General features: G+C 68.3%; 12 protein-coding genes. 8 read left to right on the forward strand and 4 right to left on the reverse strand.

Going from position 1 to position 13,186, the window contains the following annotated elements:
* Positions 1–326: 326 nt before the first annotated feature.
* Positions 327–1,283, reverse strand: coding sequence for a zinc-binding dehydrogenase (locus BLA60_RS24875; protein WP_075135401.1), 957 nt, complete (start codon positions 1,281–1,283; stop codon positions 327–329).
* Positions 1,284–1,412: 129 nt separating this feature from the next.
* Here BLA60_RS24875 and murA point away from each other — a divergent pair, with 129 nt between their 5' ends.
* Together murA and ggt are read left to right on the forward strand one after the other, a co-directional pair.
* Positions 1,413–2,687, forward strand: coding sequence for a UDP-N-acetylglucosamine 1-carboxyvinyltransferase (gene murA / locus BLA60_RS24880; protein ID WP_075135402.1), 1,275 nt, complete (start codon positions 1,413–1,415; stop codon positions 2,685–2,687).
* Between the two features lie 98 nt (positions 2,688–2,785).
* A complete protein-coding gene (ggt, locus tag BLA60_RS24885) occupies positions 2,786–4,627 on the forward strand; it encodes a gamma-glutamyltransferase (RefSeq protein WP_075135403.1) in 1,842 nt (613 codons plus the stop codon).
* Positions 4,628–4,630: 3 nt separating this feature from the next.
* On the opposite strand, the gene BLA60_RS24890 is transcribed toward ggt, so the two are convergent.
* Positions 4,631–5,296 carry a DedA family protein gene (locus BLA60_RS24890; RefSeq protein WP_154814565.1) on the reverse strand — a complete coding sequence of 222 codons (666 nt, stop codon included), beginning with the start codon at positions 5,294–5,296 and terminating at the stop codon, positions 4,631–4,633.
* Between the two features lie 163 nt (positions 5,297–5,459).
* Between BLA60_RS24890 and BLA60_RS24895 the strand changes: the two genes are divergently transcribed.
* The gene (locus BLA60_RS24895) at positions 5,460–6,617 is read left to right on the forward strand and encodes a sensor histidine kinase (RefSeq protein WP_075135405.1); all 1,158 of its coding nucleotides are present in this window, start codon (positions 5,460–5,462) and stop codon (positions 6,615–6,617) included.
* On the forward strand, positions 6,608–7,252 hold the full coding sequence (locus BLA60_RS24900) for a response regulator (protein WP_075135406.1): 645 nt from the start codon (positions 6,608–6,610) through the stop codon (positions 7,250–7,252). The genes BLA60_RS24895 and BLA60_RS24900 overlap by 10 nt, the downstream gene beginning before the upstream one ends.
* Positions 7,253–7,273: 21 nt before the next feature.
* On the opposite strand, the gene BLA60_RS24905 is transcribed toward BLA60_RS24900, so the two are convergent.
* Positions 7,274–7,804 (reverse strand): GNAT family N-acetyltransferase, encoded by a 531-nt coding sequence (locus tag BLA60_RS24905; protein ID WP_075135407.1) that lies wholly within the window; start codon positions 7,802–7,804, stop codon positions 7,274–7,276.
* A 168-nt stretch (positions 7,805–7,972) separates the two neighbouring features.
* Positions 7,973–8,254: a hypothetical protein gene (locus BLA60_RS24910; RefSeq protein WP_245812139.1), complete on the reverse strand. Its 282-nt coding sequence runs from the start codon at positions 8,252–8,254 to the stop codon at positions 7,973–7,975.
* 99 nt (positions 8,255–8,353) lie between these two features.
* Here BLA60_RS24910 and BLA60_RS24915 point away from each other — a divergent pair, with 99 nt between their 5' ends.
* The 4 genes from BLA60_RS24915 to ehuD all read left to right on the forward strand — a co-directional run bounded on the left by BLA60_RS24915 (position 8,354) and on the right by ehuD (position 13,186).
* Positions 8,354–10,366 carry a protein meaA gene (locus BLA60_RS24915; RefSeq protein ID WP_075135408.1) on the forward strand — a complete coding sequence of 671 codons (2,013 nt, stop codon included), beginning with the start codon at positions 8,354–8,356 and terminating at the stop codon, positions 10,364–10,366.
* A gap of 472 nt (positions 10,367–10,838) precedes the next feature.
* Positions 10,839–11,735 carry an ectoine/hydroxyectoine ABC transporter substrate-binding protein EhuB gene (gene ehuB / locus BLA60_RS24920; protein WP_075135409.1) on the forward strand — a complete coding sequence of 299 codons (897 nt, stop codon included), beginning with the start codon at positions 10,839–10,841 and terminating at the stop codon, positions 11,733–11,735.
* A 12-nt stretch (positions 11,736–11,747) separates the two neighbouring features.
* Positions 11,748–12,530, forward strand: a complete 783-nt coding sequence (ehuC, locus tag BLA60_RS24925) for an ectoine/hydroxyectoine ABC transporter permease subunit EhuC (protein ID WP_075135410.1) — start codon at positions 11,748–11,750, stop codon at positions 12,528–12,530.
* Positions 12,527–13,186 (forward strand): ectoine/hydroxyectoine ABC transporter permease subunit EhuD, encoded by a 660-nt coding sequence (gene ehuD, locus BLA60_RS24930; protein WP_075135411.1) that lies wholly within the window; start codon positions 12,527–12,529, stop codon positions 13,184–13,186. Before ehuC ends, ehuD begins: the two co-directional genes overlap by 4 nt.

Raw genomic sequence — 13,186 nt, forward strand, 5'->3', positions numbered from 1 at the left:
GCCGCCGTCGTAGCGGTACACCTGGAAGTCGGCGCTGCGGGCGCCGAGCCGGTCGAGGTGGTTGTCGATCTGCCGATCGCCACCGGGTCGTTCTCGCCGGCCACCACGAGCACCGGCGCGCGCTCAACCCACCAACCACTCCGCCGAACAGGCCTCGCCAACCGGCGTGACCTCGGGACCACAGGCACTCACGTCGCGACCGTGTCCCTACACCGACAAGCTCCGTGTTCGCCGGTTGTGACCCCGCCTGCCACGGCACGCGAGGTCCCGCCCCGAACTATCTCTGCCCGCCTTGCCGCCGCCGGCCACCACCAGGAGCGACCCGGTCAACTTCCCCGATGACCCACCACGGGCGACGTTTCGAGCAGTGTCTTACCCACCGTCACCCTCGCCTCGATGGCCGCATGCGCGTCAGCGGCCGCCGACAGCGGAAACCGCTGCCCGATCAGCGGCCGAAGACGGCCAGCCGCACCGTCGGCGAGCGCCGCCTCGGTGAACCCGCGCAGCTCAGCCGGGGCGGGGGAGGGCCGAACCAGCGTCACACCCCGCGCCGACGCCTCGTCCACGGTCACGTCGTTCCACGTCCCGCTGGCCAGCCCGTAGACCACCAGCCGCCCGCCGACACGCAGCGCGCCGAACGCCGCGCGGCCGATGTCGCCGCCGACACCGTCGAACACCACGTCGACCTCGCCGACCTGGTCAGTCCAGCCCGGCCTCAGGTAGTCCACCGCGAGGTCAGCGCCCCGGTCGAGAGCGACGGCGACCTTGCGTGCCCCACCCGCCGCCGCGATGACGTACGCCCCGGCGGCCCTGGCCAGCTGGACCAGCAGGCCACCCACCCCACCCGCGGCCGCCTCGACCAGCACCCGGTCGCCGCGTCGCAGCCCGGCGGCGTCCGTGAGCATCGTGGCCGTCCGGCCGTCGGCGAGCAGCGCCACCGCGTCGTCCAGCGCCAGCCCGCGCGGCACGACGAACAACCCGGCGGCGTCCACCGCGACCCGTTCGGCGTACCCGCCGGATCCGCCGGTGCTGGTGACGACCGTGGCCCCAACCAGCTTGGGGTCCTCGGCCGCCCGGACGACACCGCCGACACCGTTGCCGAGAATCATCGGCAACTCCGGCCGGTAGGGCCCGTTCCCGGCCCGGACCTGCGTCTCCACGAACGTGATGTTCCCGAACGTCACGTCGACCAGAGCCTGCCCCGGCCCGACGACCGGCTCGGGAGAATCCCTCGCAACCAGCACTTCGGGGCTTCCGAATTTCGTCAACCACACCGCACGCATAGGTCCTCCGCTCGACGCTGTATCGATGACAGCCTGCAATCTCGAGCAAAGTCGAGGTCAACGGGCGCGGCTCGCGGTCGACCGGGGGGTTCGTGGCGCAGCCGGTGGACTCGGGCATGATGGGCGCTCGTGACAGAGCACTTCCAGGTTCACGGTGGCGCACGACTTTCCGGCGAGGTCCAGGTCGTGGGCGCCAAGAACAGCGTGTTGAAGCTGATGGCCGCCGCACTGCTCGCGGAGGGCACCACCACGCTGACCAACTGCCCAGAGATTCTGGACGTGCCGCTGATGGCCGAGGTCCTGCGCAGCCTCGGCTGCTCGGTGACCATCGTCGGTGACACGGTCACCATCACCACGCCCGCGGACCTCAACCACCGCGCCGACTCCGCGTCCATGGGCAAGCTGCGTGCCTCGGTGTGCGTGCTCGGCCCGCTGGTCGGCCGGTGCAAGCGCGCCGTGGTCGCCATGCCCGGTGGCGACGCGATCGGGTCCCGTCCGCTCGACATGCACCAGAACGGTCTCCGCCAGCTCGGCGCCCACAGTGAGATCGAACACGGTTGCGTCGTCGCCGAGGCCGAGGGCCTGCACGGCGCCCAGATCTGGCTCGACTTCCCCAGCGTCGGCGCCACCGAGAACATCCTGATGGCCGCCGTGCTCGCCAACGGCACGACCGTGATCGACAACGCCGCCCGCGAACCCGAGATCGTCGACCTCTGCACGATGCTCCAGCAGATGGGCGGCAAGATCGAAGGCGCCGGCACGTCGACGTTGACCGTGAACGGGGTGGAGGCACTTCAGCCGACCGAGCACCGGGTGATCGGCGACCGGATCGTCGGCGCGACCTGGGCCTTCGCCGCCGCGATGACCCAGGGCGACGTGACTGTCCGTGGCGTCGACCCCCACCACCTCGACCTGGTGCTGGAGAAGCTGCGCACGGCCGGAGCCGACGTCACGATCATCGACGGTCACGCGTTCCGGGTCGTCCAGACCGAACGCCCCACCGCCGTGGATTTCGTGACGCTGCCCTACCCGGGTTTCGCCACCGACCTCCAGCCGTTCGCGATCGCCCTGAGCGCCATCGCCGACGGCACCTCGATGATCACCGAGAACCTGTTCGAGGCGCGGTTCCGGTTCATCGAGGAGATGGTCCGCCTCGGCGCCGACGCCCGAACCGACGGACACCACGCCGTGGTCCGAGGCGTGGAGCGGCTGTCCAGCGCCCCGGTGTGGGCCTCGGACATCCGCGCCGGTGTCGGCCTGGTGCTCGCCGGCCTGCGCGCCGACGGTGTCACCGAGGTGTGGGACGTCTTCCACATCGACCGTGGCTACCCAGGGCTGGTCGAGAACATGGTGAGCCTCGGTGCGGACGTCCGCCGGGTCAACGCTGCGCCAGACCGCGCCTGACGCTGAGCTGATCGTACTCAGTTGACCACGAGGCGTTGTGTCTCGCCGCGCAGACGAGTAAACAGTGCGGGAAGGTCAACTTGGGAGATGAGGTCGGCATGCGCGGAGGTCGGTTCGGTTCGGCACTGTCGGTTGGACTCCTGCTGGCCACTGCGCTCACGGCCGGCAGCGCGACCGCGGGAGCCGATGAGGCCCTCGATCGAGCACCGGACGGGACGACCGGGTCATCTGGCCGATCGGTCGAGCAGCCGGTAGCGGTCGGCTACGGCGGCGCGGTCGCGTCCGACACCCTCGAGTCGACCGAAGCCGGCATCGAGGTCCTGCGCCGGGGCGGCAAGGCCGCCGACGCCGCTGTCGCCGTCGCGGCCACTCTCGGGGTCACCGATCCGTTCGTCGCCGGCCTGGGCGGTGGCGGCTTCATCGTCTATTACGACGCCCGCACCCGGAAGGTCTCCACCATCGACGGCCGGGAGACCACGCCGGCCGCTGGCGGCGAGACGATGTTCATCGACCCCGCCACCGGCGAGCCCTACCCGTTCTCCACCGCCGTGACCAGCGGTCTGTCGGTCGGTGTACCCGGCATGCTGGCCACCTGGGAACGGGCGCTCCAGCGATGGGGCCGTTTCGACCTCGACGAGATGCTGCAGCCCGCGATCCGGGTCGCCGACAGGGGTTTCCCCCTGGACGCGGCCGTCCGTGGCCAGATCGCGTCGAACGCCGACCGCCTGTCGCAGTTCACCTCCAGCGCGGAGCTGTTCCTGCCCGGCGGCGAGGTCCCCGAGGTCGGGACGCTCATGCGCAACCCCGACCTCGCCGACACCTACCGACAGATCGCCCGGCACGGCACCGACGCCTTCTACGAAGGTTCCGTCGGCCGTGACATGGTCGACGCTGTCCAGGAACCACCGCTCGCGCCTGACGCGACCATCGACCCGCCGGCCGGGCTGATGACGATGGACGACGTCGAGGCCTATCGCGCGATCGACCGTCAGCCGACCCACATGCAGTATCGAGGCTATGACGTCTACGGCATGGCTCCTCCTTCCAGTGGTGGTATCACGGTTGGCGAGGCTCTGAACATCCTCGAGCGGTTCGACATGTCCGACATGGACCGGGCACAGGCCCTGCACCACTACCTGGAGGCCAGCAGGCTCGCCTTCGCCGACCGGAACCGCTACATCGGCGACGCTGACTATGTGGACGTTCCGCAGCGGCAACTCCTTTCTGATCGTTTCGCTACCCAGCGTGCCTGCCAGATCGACCCCGAGGCGGCCGGCACCAGCCCGGTCGCACCTGGCAACCCGTTCGGCCCCGGCACGTGCCAGGCAGCGGGGAAGGCCACTCCAGGTGGTCTCGAAGGCACGCACACCAACCACTTCGTGGTCAGCGACCGGTGGGGCAACGTCGTTTCCTACACCAACACCATCGAGCAGCTCGGAGGCAGCGGGATCGTCGTGCCGGGTCGCGGCTTCCTGCTGAACAACGAGCTGACCGACTTCAACTTCGCGCCGACCCAGGGCGACGCCCCGGATCCGAACCTGCCTGAGCCGGGCAAGCGGCCCCGGTCGAGCATGTCGCCCACGATCGTGCTCCACCACGGCAAGCCGTTCTTCGCGGTCGGCTCCCCGGGCGGGACGACGATCATCACGACGGTGCTGCAGATCATCGTCAACCGGCTGGACTTCGGAATGTCCCTGCCGGACGCGATCGCCGCGCCTCGGGCCACTCAACGCAACACGGCACGCACCCTGGCCGAGTCCACGTTCATCAACGCTCCGACGGGCGCGGCGCTCAGGGCACTGGGCCACGAGTTCGACACCAGTACCGGTATCGGCATCGCCGCAGGCCTCGAGTTCCGCCGGGACGGGGCGGTCATCGCGGCGGGCGAACCGGTCCGTCACGGGGGGACGTCCGCGGCGGTGGTTCGTCCAGCGCGTTGACGGTCAGTCGAGGCTGGTCTGTTGGAGCTTGTCCTGGCGGCGTTCGCGGACCCGACGAACGACGAACAGGACGATGACCAGCACGACCAGCCCGATGACCACCATCTGGAAGGCGCCCGCGTACCGGTCGACAACCTGCCAGTTGGCGCCGAGAAGGTAGCCGGCGACGACGAAACCGGTGTTCCAGATCAGACTGCCTGCTGTGGTCAGGGCGAGGAACTTCCAGACCGGCATGCGTTCCACGCCTGCGGGTAAGGAGATCAGGCTCCGGAACAGCGGCACCATGCGGCCGAAGAACACCGCCTTGGTGCCGTGTCGCTGGAACCATCTCTCCGTTCGGTCGAAGTCGGATGCCTTGAGCAGCGGGACGCGGATGATCAGGGCTCGGGTTCGGTCACGCCCGAGCAGCGCACCGAGGTAGTAGGTGACCAGGGCGCCGGCGACCGAGCCGACGGTGGTCCAGATCAGCGCGCTGAGCAGGGTCAGGGTGCCCTGGCTGGCGGCGAAGCCGGCCAGGGGGAGCACCAGCTCGCTCGGTACCGGCGGAAACACGTTGTCGATGCCGACGAGCAGGGCGGCTCCTGGCCCGCCCAACCTGTCCATCAGGTCCACGGCGAGGCCGGCGATGCCGTCCACCGGCTCGGTCGGGGCGGCGAGAGACAGGTTCATCAAGGGCCTTCCGGGTCGATCGGGCTGTTGTCGATCTCCACGCTAGGCATGTGGACGGGTGACGACCACGTGGTTGACCGCACGATTCCGTGGGTAAAAACCGCAGGTAAAACATGCGGGAAACCGCAATGTGCTCCTCGGCGTGCTCACCTAATGTGGCCCCATGTCCTCATCCAATCGCCGAAACCTCGTCGAGCGGGCGTGCTGCGCCCTCCTCGGGGTCGGGCTGGGCGGTGTCGGCGCCGTCGTCGAGGTGGTCTACCTCGTCGTCACGCTACCGGCGCTCGCGGTGCCGGCCGCTCGTCAGCGCGTGTACGCGGTCGGGTGCCGGCTCACGGAGATCCACTGTGCGAGGGTGGCCTGGTGCTACGGCAATCCGGAGGAGACCGGTGATTTCGGCGGCGGACGGGTCCTGAGGTTCCTGGTGGTGCGCGCCGCGCTCGGCCTGTTCGGCGTGATCAACATGCTCGGCCTCGGTCTCGGGTTGATCCTCGCGACGTACGTGGTCCGGCAACTGGTCACGGGTTCGCCCATCAGCGGTGACGACGAGGTTCCACCGACCGTGCTGACCACGCTCGGCGTCCTCGGGGTCGGCGCCCTGGTGATGGTCATCCTCGCCTGTGGCGTAGCGGGTGCCGTCAACCTGGAACGCATGGCCATCAAGTACTTCCTCGGTCCGCGCGAGGAGGAGTTGCTGCGTCGTCGGGTGGCCGAGCTGGCGACCACCCGCGCGGGCGTGGTCGAGGCGGTCAACGAGGAGCGTCGACGCATCGAGCGTGACCTGCACGACGGGGTGCAGCAGCGGCTGGTCGCGCTGGGCATGCTGCTCGGCAGGGCCAGGCGAGCCACGGGTCAGGGCAGCGTCGACGAGTTGATGGAGCTGGCACATCTCGAGGCGCAACAGACGTTGAAGGACCTGAGGGAGGTCACATGGCGGATTTATCCGATCGCACTTGACCAGGGTGGACTGGTACCCGCATTGGAATCGGTCGCGGAACGGTCCAGCGTGCCGGTTCGGCTGGACTTCGACCTGGCCGAGCGGCCTGACGCGGCCACCGAGACCGTGGCGTACTTCGTCGTGTCGGAGGCGGTGACCAACGCGGTCAAGCATGCGCAGCCCGACGGCATCGATATTTCAGTGCGAAAGGAGGACCTCTGGCTCACGGTGAGCGTACGTGACGACGGAGGCGGGGGAGCGCAACAGAGCGGGACAGGTCTGTCGGGATTGGCCAGGCGAGTGGCCGCGGCGGATGGTGAGTTCGATGTGGACAGTCCGCCTGGTGGGCCGACCGTGGTATCCGCGAGGCTGCCGTGCGCCTGATCCTGGCCGAGGACCACGTCCTGCTTCTCGAGTCTCTTCGGCGAATGCTCGTCGCCGAGGGGCATGAGGTGATCGCGTCGGTCAGGGACGCCGACGCGTTGCTCGAGGCGGTTGATCGGGACCAACCCGACGTGGTGGTCACCGACGTCCGCATGCCGCCCAGCCATTCCGACGAGGGGATTCGCGCCGCGCTGGAGGTGCGTTCCCGATGGCCGGAGGTGGGGCTGCTGGTGCTGTCCCAGTACGTCGAGAAACGGTACACGGCCGAGCTGATCAGTAGCGACGCTGGACGAGTCGGCTACCTCCTCAAGGACCGGGTGGCTCAGGTAGGCGACTTCCTGGAGGCATTGGAACGAGTGGGCGCGGGTGGAACCGCGTTCGATCCGGAGGTGGTGCGGGGGTTGGTGGCGAGAACGACGCACACCGATCCGTTGGCGAAACTCACCGCGCGAGAGCGTGCGGTGCTGGAGAAGATGGCGGAAGGCCGGACCAACGCGAACGTCGCTCAGGTCCTGTGTATCTCGCTGAGTTCCGTTGAGAAACACGTGAACTCGATCTTTGAAAAATTAATGCTGGTCCCACAGATGGGATACAGCCGGCGCGTCCTGGCCATCCTGCGCTACCTGGGTTCCTGACCATGACCCAGAGGTGAGGTGTCAGCGGGCTCCGGGCCATGGTCCGGGGGAGGTGGCCGCCACCTCCTCGTCGGTGGTTTCCGTGCGGTAGAGAGTCATGCCGCGTGACTGGTAGTTCTTCAACGCGGCTGGGCCGTCCAGTGAGCAGGTGTGCACCCACACCCGTTCGCTGGTCAGTTCCCAGGCGCGGCGTAGGGCCACGGTCAGCAGGTGGCCGCCGATGCCCTTGCCGACATAGGACGGCAGCAGGCCGAAGTAGGCGATCTCGACGCCATCGCCAGTGGCGCCGTCCAACTCGGTGTACCCGACGGGGGTGCCGCGCAGGTAGGCCACCCAGGTCTCCACACCTGGTCGGTCCAGCCACTTCTGCCACTGCCGCCAGGACCAGCCGAGTCGGTCCGTCCAGTGCCACTCGCCGCCGACGGCGGTGTACAGGAAGCGGTTGAACTCGGGGCTGACCAGTTCGGACCGGATGCAGGTCACGGAGGCGGGAGTGGCTGACCGCAGTTGGTCGGCTGCGGTCTGTTGCAGGTACCAGGTGGTGATCTCCATGGCCCGATGATGCCGCCGGGTGGTTGCCGCCCGTCCACGGGCCTGGGCGATCCACTGCCAGCCGATCACTGCCAGCCGATCACTGCCAGCCGATCCTCTGCCGGCCGATCACTGCCAGCCGATCCACCGCCAGCCTGTCCACCGCGGGCCGGTCCACTGTGGACTGGGTCAGTCCTTCAGCAGGGTTCGTACGGCTGTTTCCTGGTCGGCCGGGAACACCAGGACGCGCAAACGTTCGCCGTCCTCGGTGGGGACTGTCGTGGCCGCTACTCCAACGTCGTGGAGTCGCTGTTCGACGAAGCGGGCGGCGGTCGTCGACGGGACCGTGGCCACCTCGCGCAGCAGGCCGTAGTCCTTCTGGTGGGCCTTGTCCGTGTCGAGGTTCGAGGCCCACCACAACACCAGTGCCAGCAGGCCCATCACGGCCAGCGGGATCAACAGGGTGTACACCACACACCCATTCTCCTCCGTGCGGCGTTCACCACAACATCTGCTGACAGGGTTACTGGCCAGTACCCTCGGGTGATCCGGGTCGACGGGAGGTGTCCGATGCCGTATCCGACCGATGACGAGCGGGATCGTCCGTGGGTGATGCGCACCTACGCCGGTCATTCCTCCGCCGCGGCGTCGAACCAGCTCTACCGGCGCAACCTGGCCAAGGGACAGACCGGGCTGTCGGTCGCGTTCGACCTGCCGACCCAGACCGGCTACGACCCGGACCACGTCCTGGCCCGGGGTGAGGTCGGCAAGGTCGGGGTGCCGGTCAGTCACCTCGGTGACATGCGTCAGCTCTTCGAGGGCATCCCGCTGGCCGAGGCCAACACCTCGATGACGATCAACGCCACTGCCATGTGGCTGTTCGCCCTCTACGTGTCGCTGGCCAAGGAGCAGGCCGACGAGCAGGGCGAGGACTGGCACGAGGTCGTCGGCAAGCTCACCGGCACCACGCAGAACGACATCATCAAGGAGTACCTGTCCCGGGGGACCTACGTCTTCCCGCCCGGTCCGAGCCTGCGGCTGATCACCGACATGGTCGCCTGGACCGTCGCGAACGTCCCGAGGTGGAACCCGACCAACATCTGCAGCTACCACCTGCAGGAGGCCGGTGCCACGCCGGTCCAGGAGGTCGCCTACGCCCTGTGCACGGCGATCGCGGTCCTCGACGCGGTCCGCGACTCCGGGCAGGTGCCGCAGGACAAGATGGGGGACGTCGTCGCGCGGATCTCCTTCTTCGTCAACGCCGGGGTGCGGTTCGTCGAGGAGATGTGCAAGCTGCGGGCCTTCGCCGCGCTGTGGGACGAGATCACCCGGGAACGCTACGGCGTCCGCAACCCCAAGCACCGCCGCTTCCGGTACGGCGTCCAGGTGAACTCGCTCGGGCTGACCGAGGCCCAGCCCGAGAACAACGTCCAGCGCATCGTGCTCGAGATGCTCGCTGTCACGCTGTCCCGGGGTGCGCGGGCCAGGGCCATCCAGCTCCCGGCCTGGAACGAGGCACTGGGCCTGCCTCGCCCGTGGGACCAGCAGTGGGCGCTGCGCATGCAGCAGGTCCTCGCCTATGAGACCGACCTGCTCGAGTACGAGGACATCTTCGACGGCTCACCGGTGATCCAGGCCAAGGTGGACGAGATCGTCGCCGGTGCGAAGGCGGAGATCGACCGGGTGCTCGACCTCGGCGGGGCGGTGGCCGCGGTGGAGAGCGGCTACATGAAGACCCAGCTCGTCGCCTCGCTCGCCGAGCGGCGCCGGCGGATCGAGACGGGCGAGGAGGTCGTCGTCGGCGTCAACCGGTTCGACACCACCGAACCCAGCCCGCTGGGCGGGGACGGGGCCATCGAGACGATCAAGCCGGAGGCGGAGAGCGAGGCCGTCGCGGCGATCACGGCTTGGCGGGCGCAGCGCAACGGGTCCGAAGTGGACAAGGCGTTGGAACTGCTGACCGCCGCTGCCCGCACCGATGCCAACCTCATGGAGTCCACTCTCGAATGCGCGCGGGCCGGCGTGACGACGGGGGAGTGGGCCGGTGCCCTGCGGGAGGTCTTCGGTGAGTACCGGGCGCCGACCGGGGTCGCCGGGGCGTCGTCCGGGCATGACGGCGGCGGTGGGCTCGCGGCCGTACGGGAGCGGGTGCTGGCCACCGGGGAAGCGCTCGGCGGGCGGCTGCGCATGCTCGTCGGCAAGCCGGGGCTCGACGGGCACTCCAACGGGGCCGAGCAGATCGCTGTTCGTGCCCGGGATGTCGGGTTCGAGGTCGTCTACCAGGGCATCCGGCTCACCCCCGAACAGATCGTGGCGGCGGCCGTGCAGGAGGGCGTGCACGTGGTCGGCCTGTCGATCCTCTCCGGGTCGCACCTCGCCGTGGTGCCCGAGGTCGTGGACGGGCTGCGCGCGGCCGGCGCGACCGACGTACCGGTCGTCGTGGGTGGCATCGTGCCGCCCGATGACGCACAGGTCTTGCGGGAGCGTGGGGTCGCCCGGGTGTTCACCCCGAAGGATTACGAGCTCACCGAGATCATGAGCGAGATCGTGGACGTCGTCCGGCAGGCGCACGGGCTGGCCTGACCCAGAAGGGTGTGGAGGGCTCCCCGAGGACCGGAACACCCCGGAAATCACGTCGGATTTCTCACGTTTCTGGCCTGCGAGGGAAGGCGTCGCTGATCTGGCACGGCGCGCTGAAACCGTCAGGAAACCGTCAGGAACAGCGGAAATACGCCTGCAACGAGTCCTGCCGAGGGGACGTCCGCCCCGGCGGCGCCGTGGCGACACCGTACGTCGCTGCCGGCCGGCAGTTCCCTCGTCCAGGCGTCACGGCCCGGGATCCCGTGCGAACTCCTGGTGACGACGATTACTCTGACCTGCGGCTACCAGTGCCGCTGCGCGGCATACCCACCGACACGGGATGTGATCACTACATCTCTTTTTGCTAACAGCATTCCTTGATCCTTCGCCTGCCTTTGACCCGTTCGGACGATGCCCCTACGTTTCTTTTTCATTCGGTGTGGCGAACGTGAACGTGTGTACGAAAAGGACTGACATGGCTAATTGGACACGGCGGGACTTCTTCAGGGTTGGCGGACTCACCGGGGCGGTCGCCCTGGGCGGACCCGCGCTGCTCGCGGGTTGCTCGGAGGTGCCGCAGGCCGGTGAGGGCGGCACACTGCAGCGAATCAGGGACGCGGGGACCATCAAGGTCGGCATCGCGGGCGAGGTGCCCTACGGCTACACCCAGGACGACGAGGTCACCGGCGAGGCTCCGGAGGTCGCCAAGGCCGTGTTCAAGGCCATGGGCATCGACAAGATCGAGGCCACCCAGGTCGAGTTCGACCAGCTGATCCAGGCACTCATCGCCGGCCAGTACGACATGGTCGCCGCCGGGATGGCGATCCTGCCGAAGCGCTGCGAGAACGCCCAGTTCTCCGCCGTGGACTACGTCACGCCCACCGCGTTCCTGGTGCCGAAGGGCAACCCCGAGCAGATCAACAACTTCGACGACCTGAAGGCCAAGGGCGCCGCCGTCGCCGTGCTCTCCGGCACCGTCGAGGAGCAGGTCGCCGAGGCGCTCGGGATCGGGGCCGACAAGATCCAGCCCTACGAGGGTCAGCCCGAGATGCTCCAGGCGCTGCTCGACAAGCGGGCCTACTGCGGCGCGCTGACCGACATCTCGCTGCGCCGGATGGTCGAGGACAACCCGGAGGCCCCGCTCGAGGTCACCGAGGGCTTCACCCCGGTCGTCGACGGCAAGGAGCAGATCCAGGCCGGCGGCTTCGTCTTCCGTCCCGATGACAACGACCTCGTCACGGAGTTCAACACCGAGTTGAAGAAGCTCCAGGACAGCGGCGAGTGGCTGCGCATCGTCACGCCGTTCGGGTTCACCGAGGACAACCAGGTGCCCGACGACGTCACCACCGAGAAGCTCTGCGAGGCCGCCTGAGAGTAGGCGGTCATGTTCGACAACATCGGGTTGTTCGTCGAGACCATCTCCAAGGGCCTGCTGCTGACCGTCGAGGCGACCCTCGGTGGCATCGTGATCGCCACCATCCTGTCGTTCGTCTTCGGTCTGGCGATGCTCTCGCGCCTGCGGCTGGTCCGGGCGATCGCCAGGATCTACGTGGAGTTCTGGCGCGGCACGTCCGAGGTGGTCCAGCTCCTCTGGATCTACTTCGCGCTGCCGGTGCTGATCGGCTACCAGATCATGCCGCTGGTCGCCGGCATCGTGGTCCTCGGGCTGAACTTCGGCGCCTACGGCGCGGAGATCGTCCGGGGCGCCGTCCAGTCCGTGCCGAAGGCCCAGTACGAGGGCTGCATCGCGCTGAATCTCACGCCGGCGCAGCGGATGCGCCGGGTGATCCTGCCGCAGTCACTGGTGGAGATGGTCCCGCCGTTCAACAACCTGTTCATCCAACTGCTCAAGGGCAGCGCCCTGCTGACCATGATCACCGTTCACGAGATGACGTACCAGGCCCGCGAGGTCCTGATCACCAGACACGTCTCGCAGGCGGCCACGATCTGGACCATCGTCCTGCTGTTCTACTTGGTACTGGCGATCCTGATCACCTTCGGTATGCGGTTGCTCGAACTCTGGGCCGGCCGGCTCGTCGGCCGGAAACCACCGCAACGGGGACTGCTCTCGGCCCTCAGGTCCCGGCGCGGCAGAGCGGCCGCGATCACCGACGCCGCCGTCGCCGGGATCGGTCACACCAGCGACCGGTCAGGAGGTGACCGATGATCTGGGACTGGGACTACGCCTGGGAGGTCTTCCCCAAGATCGTCGGGGACGGGCTGCGGACCGCCGTCGTGGCCACCGTGCTCGGCTCACTGGTCGCCTACACCCTCGGGCTGGTACTCGCGCTGCTGCGCCGGTCACCGATCCGGGTCGTCAGCGGGATCACCTGGGCGTTCATCGAGTTCATCCGCAGCACGCCGCTGCTGGTGCAGATCTTCTTCCTCTTCTTCGTGCTGCCGGACATCGGGCTGACCCTCGACCCGATGACCACCGGCGTCATCGCGCTCGGGTTGCACTACGCCACCTACACCGCCGAGGTGTACCGGGCGGGTATCGAGGCCGTGCCGCCAGGGCAGTGGGAGGCGGCGACCGCGCTGAACCTGCCCCGGCGCCGCACGTGGACCGCGGTGATCCTGCCGCAGGCCGTTCCGCGTGTGCTGCCCGCGCTGGGCAACTACACGATCTCGATGCTCAAGGAGACACCGCTGCTGCTCATGATCGGCGTGCTGGAAATCGCCGGAGTGGCTCGTCAGGTCGGCTCGCGGGCGTTCCGGTACGTCGAGCCGGTCACGATCGCCGGCGTGCTGTTCCTGGTCCTGAGTCTCGCAGCGTCCCTACTGGTTCGATGGTTGGAGCGGCGTGTCCGATACCGCAACTGA

The sequence above is a fragment of the Actinophytocola xinjiangensis genome (assembly GCF_001921215.1).
GTDB lineage: Bacteria > Actinomycetota > Actinomycetes > Mycobacteriales > Pseudonocardiaceae > Actinophytocola > Actinophytocola xinjiangensis.